Origin of the sequence: Pseudomonas sp. PS01303 (assembly GCF_029959385.1) — a bacterium.
Classification (GTDB): domain Bacteria; phylum Pseudomonadota; class Gammaproteobacteria; order Pseudomonadales; family Pseudomonadaceae; genus Aquipseudomonas; species Aquipseudomonas rustica.
In genome coordinates, this window is record NZ_JASCPK010000185.1 from 1 (window position 1) to 9,643 (window position 9,643).

Annotated in this window: 9 protein-coding genes; 2 read left to right on the plus strand and 7 right to left on the minus strand. The window is 58.4% G+C overall.

Annotation, left to right across the window (positions count from 1 at the left end):
- Positions 1-359: 359 nt before the first annotated feature.
- The 6 genes from QMX93_RS27880 to galE form a co-directional block, all read right to left on the minus strand.
- Positions 360-2,438 (minus strand): YjbH domain-containing protein, encoded by a 2,079-nt coding sequence (locus QMX93_RS27880; protein ID WP_282358721.1) that lies wholly within the window; start codon positions 2,436-2,438, stop codon positions 360-362.
- Complete coding sequence (locus tag QMX93_RS27885) at positions 2,435-3,196, minus strand: capsule biosynthesis GfcC family protein (protein WP_282358723.1); 762 nt, start codon at positions 3,194-3,196, stop codon at positions 2,435-2,437. Before QMX93_RS27885 ends, QMX93_RS27880 begins: the two co-directional genes overlap by 4 nt.
- A complete protein-coding gene (locus QMX93_RS27890; RefSeq protein ID WP_282358725.1) occupies positions 3,193-3,858 on the minus strand; it encodes a YjbF family lipoprotein in 666 nt (221 codons plus the stop codon). Before QMX93_RS27890 ends, QMX93_RS27885 begins: the two co-directional genes overlap by 4 nt.
- A 12-nt stretch (positions 3,859-3,870) precedes the next feature.
- Entirely contained in the window at positions 3,871-4,932 is a 1,062-nt protein-coding gene (locus QMX93_RS27895; protein WP_053122149.1) for a polysaccharide biosynthesis/export family protein, read from the minus strand.
- A 144-nt stretch (positions 4,933-5,076) separates the two neighbouring features.
- Entirely contained in the window at positions 5,077-5,313 is a 237-nt protein-coding gene (locus QMX93_RS27900) for a hypothetical protein (RefSeq protein ID WP_282358727.1), read from the minus strand.
- Positions 5,314-5,546: 233 nt separating this feature from the next.
- Positions 5,547-6,563, minus strand: a complete 1,017-nt coding sequence (galE, locus tag QMX93_RS27905; RefSeq protein ID WP_053122014.1) for a UDP-glucose 4-epimerase GalE — start codon at positions 6,561-6,563, stop codon at positions 5,547-5,549.
- A gap of 389 nt (positions 6,564-6,952) precedes the next feature.
- On the opposite strand from galE, the gene galU reads away from it, so the two are divergent.
- Together galU and QMX93_RS27915 are read left to right on the plus strand one after the other, a co-directional pair.
- On the plus strand, positions 6,953-7,786 hold the full coding sequence (gene galU / locus QMX93_RS27910; RefSeq protein ID WP_008087693.1) for a UTP--glucose-1-phosphate uridylyltransferase GalU: 834 nt from the start codon (positions 6,953-6,955) through the stop codon (positions 7,784-7,786).
- Between the two features lie 35 nt (positions 7,787-7,821).
- Positions 7,822-8,232, plus strand: a complete 411-nt coding sequence (locus QMX93_RS27915) for a mannose-1-phosphate guanylyltransferase (RefSeq protein ID WP_282358731.1) — start codon at positions 7,822-7,824, stop codon at positions 8,230-8,232.
- A gap of 135 nt (positions 8,233-8,367) precedes the next feature.
- On the opposite strand, the gene QMX93_RS27920 is transcribed toward QMX93_RS27915, so the two are convergent.
- Positions 8,368-9,498 (minus strand): GDSL-type esterase/lipase family protein, encoded by a 1,131-nt coding sequence (locus QMX93_RS27920; RefSeq protein ID WP_282358732.1) that lies wholly within the window; start codon positions 9,496-9,498, stop codon positions 8,368-8,370.
- Between the last annotated feature and the right edge of the window lie 145 nt (positions 9,499-9,643).

The following is a 9,643-nucleotide window of genomic DNA, read 5'->3' on the forward strand; positions in this document are numbered from 1 at the left end:
CTCGCAAAAGCGGGGGGTCAGGCAACATCGGTGCTGGATGTGCCGACGCCTTCGCGAGCAAGCTCGGCTCCTACAGGGGATTCGTGTTGATCACTGGATAGTGGGAATGCCACAGATCATTGTAGGAGCAGAGCTTGCTCGCGAAAGCGGTGGGTCAGGCAACATCGGTGCTGGATGTGCCGACGCCTTCGCGAGCAAGCTCGGCTCCTACAGGGGATTCGTGTTGATCACTGGATAGTGGGAATGCCACAGATCAGTGTAGGAGTGAGCCTGCTCGCGAAAGCGGTGGGTCAGGCAACATCGGTGCTGGATGTACCGCCGCTTTCGCGAGCAAGCTCTGCTCCCACAAAGATCACGGGTTACTCGGTAATTTTCTCGAAGTTGCGATAGAACATGTCCCCTTCCCGGCTATCCGTCATCGAGTGCAGTTGGAAGCTGCGGCTCAGTCTGGCGCCACCGTCTCGGGTCAGCGGGGCCCACACCAGGTTGGCGCGGCGCATGGTCGACATGCTCATCATTTCGTCGAACGGGATCGACAGGTACAGGCCTTTGTCGAAGCTACCTTCACCGTATTCCGCGCTGTTGGCCGTGGTAATCGTCGCCCACGCACCAAAGCGCACGCCGTTGAAAAACTCGCGCGAGATATCCACGGTACCGCCCCAATCCCCCGCCAGATAACGACCGACACTGACGGCCGCTAACGTATCAAACGGCAGATCCGTATACCCAGTGATATGCCCGGTCACCACCGAGTAATCACGCAAACCCAAACCCTGATCAAAATCACGCTGGCGCACCCAGTTCAGATCCGCGCCCACCGACCAGCGTTCACCGGTCGGGCGGAACAACACCTCCCCGCCCACACCGGCAAACATCGACTCCAGATAACCGCCGTACACCATGCCGTAGAGGTCTTTATCCAACTGCTCGGCGTGGCTGACCTGGAACAGCGGCATGGTCACATCGGAGGTGGTCAGGTACTGGCGCAAATCCGTGCGCACACGCGGTAATCCGCTCGGTGCGTCGTAGGTGAATTTGTCGAAGTTGTTCGCCAGATTGGCGCTGAGCAGACCGCTCCACCAAGTGTTGCGATTGAAGCGGTATTCGGCATCCGCATCGGCACTGAATTGATAGAGCAAACCATCCGGGCCGCCGACGTTCTGTTTGAAGCCCAGACCAACGCCGTAACTGAAATGCTGCGGCGCTTCGGTGTAGAGGGTTTTTTCATTGTGCGGCATCGCCGGGTTGATCTCGGTGGTGCGGTGCAGCGACTGCAACGGCTCCTCGTTGTTGATAACTTCGCGGAAGGTCTGGCGCGGCACGCTGGTTTCTTCCAGGGGCAGGTCGTAGCGCTTGTTGACCACGGTGAACCAGTCGATGTCGTCGTTGACGCTGTTATCGAGAATCCGGCTCGCACGCCCGACTGCCTTGGACGAATGGAAGTAACGCTGCTGTTCGCCATACACGATCAGCTCGGAATCGCGCTGGGCAATGCGCTCGACTTTGTAGCCGGCATTCTGCTGCAAACGCTGCGAGACGTTGGCCCAGTCAACCTGCTCCATCGACGTGGTCGGTGCCTTCGCCGGCAGCGGTTCCGGGGTCGGGTCGTAGGTCTTCGCCGGTGCTTTGCGGCTGACGAAATTGGTGTGAAAAGTCACGCCAAACATCGCCGTATTACCGCGTTCCCACGCCGCGCTGAGGTCGATCGAATCAGTGACTTTGAACACTGCGCCGAGGTTGATCGGCGAGTCCTGTTTGATCTCGTTGTCCTTCGGCTCGTTCTTGTAATCGTTGCCTTCGTATTCGAGCTTCAGGCTAAGACGATCCCACGGCGTCTGATAGCTCACACCGCCGAACAGCGAAGGCCGACCACGAAAGTACGAACCCGCGTTGACGTCACCGGTGCCTTCGGTTTCCGGACGGGTTTTGAAGCGATCACTGGCGAAGCCCAACGGGTTGTCGAAGTCGCCGCGATTACCGATGTAACCCCAGGCGATGCCGGCGCTGAAATCAAAATTGTCGAAGCGTTTGTTGGCGACGAAAAACTCACTGGAGAACAAACCGGTACCGCCGATATCTCGGAAGCCCAGCGCCACTTCCGGAGCCCAGTGGCTCTCTTGCCAGAGCCGGACTTTGGCGTCGACTGCCTTATCCTTATAGCTTTGGCTGCCGCTGAGGGCCTCCGAGCCGTACGGCCGGTTGGTGATCGCGGTGTAGCGAAACGAGCCTTCGAGCCAATCCAGCGGCTGCAACGAAACGCTGTAGCGGCTGTACGGATCGGTGCGGTTGGCATTGACGCTCAACTCGCCGGCCGGGGCCATGCGTGCGGTCGGCGTCTGCAACAGACCGGCGCCGCCGAAGTCATTCTGGGTAATGCGCGGCTCTGCATGAGCCAAACCACAGGGCAATAACAACACAGCTGCAAAACGTAACTTCAACGAACCACCTCGGCCAGCTGCGTGGCAATAAATTCGGCCAACTGCTGATTCAGCTCAGGGATAGGCGGATCAAGATCATCATTTTTCAGCGGCACCAGAATCTTGCTGCCGGCCACGGGAAAGTGCCCGGACTCGCGATTCCAATGCGCAATACCGACGCGCTGCGAAGCGCCGTTGGGCTGGATCAGCCACAGATAATCGGCCTCGGCATCGCTGGAAATCGCACAGCCTTGCAGATAATCGCGAGCCTCCTGCAACGGCTGATACGGCAGGTGACACGACTCATCAACCGCGCCCACCACTTCCACCTCATCGACGCGCGTCGGGTAGATCAGCCGATCGCCATCGTCGAGACGGATGTTGCGGGCGAAGCCGACTTCCAGCGCCACCGGATCGAGATCGGCAATCTGCCGCCCGGTCACCGGCATCTGCCGAACCTCGTCGGCAACACGCTGCGCCAGCGCCGCCCGGCTCGGTCTGTCGAAGAGCAACGCCATGCGCCGCAGCACATCGAGATCGAACAGCACGCCGACCTTCAGCCGCGTCTGTTGCTCAATCAGCGATTGGCGCAGCAAGCCGCCCGCCAGCCAATAACCTTCGGCATTCGGTACGGCAACGCTGATCACATCGAGCAAACGCCCACCCGCCGGCAACTCGACCGGGCCCGGGTTGGCGACATCGCCGCTGACGGTGACGGCGGCCTGACTCGCACTGGCGATCAACAGCAAAAAAGCGGAAAAAACCCTCAGGCGCTTCACGGCAGATGCCTGCGATCAGGGGTCAGTTGCACGAGTTTCACACGCAGTTGCGAAGTGAGTTGCTGCTCGCTCTGCACGATAAAACCGTCACGCGGATCGACCCAATAACGGTTGGTCGCACTGAGACCAATGGCCGGCGCATCAATCTGCTCGTCGACACGCAGCACGGCGTAGTCCTTGTCCAGAATGGTCAGGGTTTCAGTGGCGCGGCGGGTGAAGCGACTGTTGACGATCACCCCCACTTCCTGGCCCTTGTAGAGATCGATCCAGCGCCGCGTGGTGAAACCATCCGGCACTTGATGCAGGCCTCGTTTGAACGGCGAGTTGTCAGCCAGGCGTGTGCCATCGAGATCGCCTTCAAGACCCAGGCCAATGCTGCGCACGGCGAGGCCATCGCGCAGCAACAACACTTGTTTGCCGGAAGCGACCCAGAATTGCAGATTCTCGCGCTCGCGCACCAGCGCCAAAACGCCGGAGCCGGACGGCGTGGTCAGTTTGAGTTGCGGGTAATTGACCCCTGCCACTTCGGCGGGCGTCACCTCGACTTCATCCGGGCCGACGATCGCGGCCTTCAAGTTGTTCAGCGACGCGCTCATCAGCGGGTTACAGCCGCACAGCAACGCGGCCGCCATCAGGCAGACGCCGATTTTCAATATTTTCACGGACGGGCGGCCTTATTTGCTGTTGTTGCTGTATTCGCTCCAGTTCTTCGCAGCGGAAGCGCCGGTGCCGACAATCGATGCCGACGGCACCAGTTGGCTGATCAGACGGTTCCAGCGAGTCACGTTGGCAGGCCCGACATACACAACGTCCTGAGGACGCACTTCGAAGTGCGAAGCGAGCGCCATGGCGGTCGGCGATTCGGCTTCGAGTTGATAGATTTTTGCCGGCTCGACATCGAGGTTTTCCACGCCGCGAATGACGTACACCGCGTTGCCGTTGGAGGTGGTCTGGCTCAAGCCGCCGACCGAACCGAGCACGTCGGAAAGGTTCATCGTCGCGGTCTTGAAGCTCAACGCGCGTGGCTGATTGACTTCACCCATCACGTAGATGCGCTTGTTGTCGTTGTACGGCAGATACAGCTGATCGCCGCCCTTGAGGTAGACGTTCTGCAACTCGGAATCCGCTTGATTGAGCGAATCCAGATTGAGCGGATACACCCGGCCCTTGCGGTTGAGCAGCAGCCCGGACAAGTCGGCATTGTTGGTGTCGATGCCGGCAGTGCCCAGCGCTTCGACCACGCTCAGCGGGTTGGTGGAAATCGCTTGTGGGCCAGCCTTGGTGACGGCGCCGGTGACCACGACTTTCTGGCTGGCGAAACGCAACACCGCGACATCGACCTGCGGCTCGGCGATGAACGCCGACAGCCGTTGTTCGATGTCCGAGCGCAGTTGCTGGATAGTCCGGCCGGTGGCCTGAACTTCCTTGATAAACGGGTAGTACAGCGTGCCATCGGAGCGCACCAGGCGGCCGTTGGCATCGATCTGTTGTTGCGCGCCGGAGGGTGCGGTCAGTTCCGGGTGATCCCACACGGTGATGTACAGCACGTCGTTATTGCCGATGCGGTATTCCGCGGGCGTCGCCAACAACTCTGCCGGCAGCGACTCACGTTTTTGCGTGGCGCGGTTCATGGCAATCAGCTTGGGCGTGATCGGAATCAGCTCGACCCGGCTGCTTTCACTGGCGCCCTGACGCGTGATGTCCTGGGTGCTCAGGTATTGACCGGGGGAAAACATGCAACCTTGCAAAGCGAGACTTGCCAACATTAAAAGATAAACACTACGAGTCATAATGGCACTACGCTATTCAAGGGCGAATCCAAAAACAAAGTCACCCGACTCACGTCGGGCGACCTTGTACTGCACTAACAGAACTTCCTGTTAGTTATGCGTGCCGGTTGTACCGGTGGTACCCGTTGTACCGGTGGTACCGCCGTTGGCACTGCCACCGCTGTTAGACGCCGCGACTGCACTGGCGACCATTGCAGTACTGGCTGCCGGCGCTTGAGAAGCCGCCACGTTGCCACCTACATTGGTCACCGCAGTAAGCGGTGCTTCAGCGGCGGCAGCCCAGTTGCTCAACATCATCAACAGGGCAACTGCCATCACTTTTTTCATAACAACTCCTTTCTAACATTCAGCCTGTTAAAAAACCGGCGTGTGTTAGAGGTGGTAGCGTTCAAGCCCGCAAATAGCGCGAACAAGATCCGTTGTTCTTTCACAGTCTTACCCAACTGATAAAAGTCGAACGGCAGGTTTATATCTACGGACTTGCAAAAGGCATTGCCAGTGTAATTTCCCGACGGAATCTAACAACCTGACTGAAAATAACAATGGACTTTAAATGGCCATCATCCCAAGTAACCATTGGGATGCGTGGATTGCCAGCGCCACGTGTCGGTGACCATGTCCTGCAAACTGCGCGTAGCTTTCCAGCCAAGTTCTTTGGCAGCCTTGGAGGCGTCGGCCCAACTCTCGGCAATATCGCCGGAACGACGCGGCATCATCCGGTACGGCACCGGTTGCCCGCAGGCCTGTTCGAAGGCATGTAGCACCTGCAACACGCTGTAGCCATCGCCAGTACCGAGGTTCCAGGTGTGAATGCCAGTGCGTCCGGCAATCGATTGCAATGCTTTCAAATGCCCATCGGCCAGATCAACGACGTGGATGTAATCGCGCACCCCGGTGCCATCGATCGTCGGGTAGTCGTTGCCGAAAATCGACAACTCTTGAAGGCTGCCGACCGCTACCTGACTGATGTAAGGCACCAGATTGTTGGGGATACCGTTGGGGTCTTCGCCCATCTGCCCGCTGTCGTGGGCGCCGATCGGGTTGAAGTAGCGCAGCAAAGCGATGCTCCAGCGCGGCTCGGCCTGGCTCAAATCGCGCAGCACGTTTTCGACAATCAGCTTGGACTGACCGTAAGGATTGGTCGGATTGCCGGTAGGAAAATCTTCGCGAATGGGCATTTGCTCGGGTTCGCCGTACACCGTGGCGGACGAACTGAACACCAGACGAAACACCCCCGCCGCCGCCATTGCCTGACACAGCGTGATGCTGCCGCTGACGTTGGTTTCGTAATACTCCAGCGGCTTGCGCACGCTTTCGCCGACAGCCTTGAGCCCGGCGAAATGCAGCACGGCCTCAATGTTGTGTTCGCGGAAAATCCGGTCGAGCAAGGCCCGATCACAGACATCGCCGCGAATCATCCAGGCACTCTTGCCGCAGATGGCTTCTACGGCATGCAACGCCGCATCGCTGCTGTTGCAAAGATTATCCAGCACAACAACTTCATAACCTGCTTCCAGCAACGCAAGTGTGGTATGCGAACCGATATAGCCGGCACCGCCGGTCACGAGAATCTTCATGGCGCGATCCGTCATTTGATAAATGCCAAGTAGCGTGTCAAGCCCGACTGCATGGATATGTGTCGCAATCCACACAAACGAACGACAACAACCGAAAACAAAACTAGTTCAATGACTGGCAATAAATATTTTTGCAGGTCACACTGTATTGCCCGCTACTTATTAGCACTGCAAGTGCACGGATCACTATCAACAGATACCGACTAAAAATAACTAATCACGCACTCACCGACATCTCATAACATTGTCGGGTTTTATCCTCATGAACAATTGCCATTAATAACCTGACTCAGGTATTAAAGTAAGCCTTCAATCATCATTGAAACTTGCAGACCGAAGTTATGGCCTGCATGCGTCGCCTGTGTTCCATGACTGTCCAGGATACTTTTATGATTCGTAAATGTTTGTTCCCCGCTGCCGGCTACGGCACGCGTTTCTTGCCGGCCACCAAAGCCATGCCGAAAGAGATGCTGCCGATCGTCAACAAGCCGTTGATCGAATACGCCGTTGAAGAAGCACGGGACGCTGGCCTGCAACACATGGCCATCGTCACCGGCCGGGGCAAGCGTGCGCTGGAAGACCATTTCGACATCAGCTACGAACTCGAACACCAGATTCGCGGCACCGAGAAAGAGAAGTTTCTGGCCGGCACTCGCGAGCTGATCGACACCTGCACCTTCTCCTACACCCGTCAGGTGGAAATGAAGGGCCTCGGCCACGCGATCCTCAGCGGCCGTCCGTTGATTGGCGACGAGCCGTTTGCCGTGGTACTGGCCGATGACTTGTGCCTGAACCTTGAAGGTGACGGCGTGCTGACGCAGATGATTCAGCTGTACAAGAAATTCCGCTGCTCGATCGTCGCCATTCAGGAAGTCCCGGCCGACCAGACCCACAAGTACGGCGTCATCGCCGGCGAGCTGATTTCCGACGGCATCTACCGCGTCAACAACATGGTGGAAAAACCGGCGCCGCAAGACGCACCGTCGAACCTGGCGATCATCGGTCGTTACATCCTCACGCCGGATATTTTCGACCTGATCGCCGACACCCAACCGGGCAAGGGCGGCGAAATCCAGATCACCGACGCGTTGATGAAACAGGCGCAGAACGGCTGCGTACTGGCCTACAAATTCAAAGGGATGCGCTTCGACTGCGGCGACGCCGAGGGTTACTTGCAGGCGACCAATTTCTGCTACGAAAACGTCTACCTCAAGGGCCGCTGAGACGGCTCCCTCCTTTTCATTTCAGGCAGGCCACCATGAACATTGCACAACATTCCGTAGAGATTGAACGCGAGGTGGGCAACCTCGGGGTGATGAGTTGGTTGTCACGCCATCAGCCGTTGCCCAGCGCCAACGAAACCTGGCTGGGCACAATTTTGCTGGTGGAGCGGATTGGCGTATTCCCGGCGTCCGGGGATATCCGCCGGCCGCTGCGCGATCCGTATCCGCTGCTCGCGCATTTGAAGAAGCGCTATGGCGAGCAGGCGCTGGAGATGGATGACAGTGATGGGCTGAAAGTGATCTTCAACGACTGGCGCTTCCGCGTGCGGATTTGCTGCAACGACCCGGCGATCATCATCAACGTGGAAACCCGTTGTGATGCGCGGTTGATGCCGCAGAAGCTTGCGGAATTGCTCGAACAAGTCGACGCCTTCACGCAAGACTGACCTGATCGTTCCCACGCTCTGCGTGCTGATCATTCCCACGCTCCGCGTGGGAATGCCGCCCGGGACGCTCCGCGTCCCTACGCCGGATGACGCGGAGCGTCACAGGATGCATTCCCACGCAGAGCGTGGGAACGATCATTGTGGGGCGGCGTCGCAGCGATTGTTGGCGCCAGTGATCCAGCCGTAGAAGTAATCCGCAATCACCTTCCCGCCCGTGGCCGGCAGCGGATGAATCTTGTCCGGGCCGATCATCGCAGCAGCGTAGCGCTTCACGTCCGGGCCAAACGCGCATTGCAGATTGGCGTAACCGAAACCCTGCTCCCGCGCCCAAGGCTCAAGCACCTGCGCATACGCCGACATCGGATAAGCGCTCGAACGCGTGGTGTCCTGACGCATGATCAGGTTGATACTCGCCGCCGGTTGAATCTCGCGGAGCATGCCCACCAGACCTTGAACGTTCTGCAGATACTGCGCGGGTTTGACGCCAAAGCCCTGATCATTGCCACCGAGCATGATCAGGTAAACATCGGCAGGGATCTTCGACACAGCGGCTTTCCACTGGGTCTGCCATTGCGCATCGTTGTGATAGAAGTCAGCGGATGCAGCGCCGGACGCTGCGAGTTTCGAGACGCGCACGCCGTTCTGATCGTTGCTCATCCACAGGCCGAACAGGGTTGGCGTGCCTTTGGTAACTTCCAGTTTGAATGACCAGTCTGCTGCTGCCGGAAGACCCGAGAGGGTTGCTTCCTGAACGCCAGACCCTGCCAACGTCATTGGCTGCCAATCTTCTGAGGGTGACCAGCGATAGCGGATCTCGGCAGGTTCGCCATTGCCCAGGTAAAACAATTTAGCCTGAGTGACGGCGGTGTTGATCGCCGGTGTCGGGCTGGCGTCGACTTGCAGCCATGCACCTGGCCGGCCCTTCACCGTGCGGCTGTCCGGACTCGCCTGGCCCAGACCTGAAACCGTCCAGTCCCCGCCGAAGTATTTTTCACTGCTGCGGGTGTATTTGAAATGCGTGCCGCCGAGCGCGGCGCCGTGATTGAAGCCGATATAGCCGGGCCCGGCAAAACCTACTTCCCCGGCCACGCGCTGCACCAGTTTGTTCAGATAAAAATCCTGCCCGGCGCTGTAGCTGTCGCCGATCACCGAAACCGACAACACCTTGCCGGCCTTGCCCTCACGCCACTGGGCAAAACGCTCACGCGCATCACCCACCTCAACCACCGACGCTGCAACGGGTTGAGCGTCATTCACTGCCAACATGCAAAATTTCCTTCCGTCCGTAAGGGCCCCTTCGCGAGCAAGCCCGCTCCCACACTGGATCGGCGTCATACACAAATCCCCTGTAGGAGCTGCGGCACGCTGCGATCTTTTGCTCTTTAGAAGCAACAGCAAAAGATCGCAGCGT

Bases quoted from the DNA above. Each gene is read 5' to 3' on its own strand.
- QMX93_RS27915 (WP_282358731.1), top strand. From the start codon at position 7,822: ATGAACATTGCACAACATTCCGTAGAGATTGAACGCGAGGTGGGCAAC.
- QMX93_RS27920 (WP_282358732.1), bottom strand. From the start codon at position 9,498: ATGTTGGCAGTGAATGACGCTCAACCCGTTGCAGCGTCGGTGGTTGAG.
- galE (WP_053122014.1), bottom strand. From the start codon at position 6,563: ATGAAGATTCTCGTGACCGGCGGTGCCGGCTATATCGGTTCGCATACC.
- QMX93_RS27895 (WP_053122149.1), bottom strand. From the start codon at position 4,932: ATGTTTTCCCCCGGTCAATACCTGAGCACCCAGGACATCACGCGTCAG.
- QMX93_RS27900 (WP_282358727.1), bottom strand. From the start codon at position 5,313: ATGAAAAAAGTGATGGCAGTTGCCCTGTTGATGATGTTGAGCAACTGG.
- galU (WP_008087693.1), top strand. From the start codon at position 6,953: ATGATTCGTAAATGTTTGTTCCCCGCTGCCGGCTACGGCACGCGTTTC.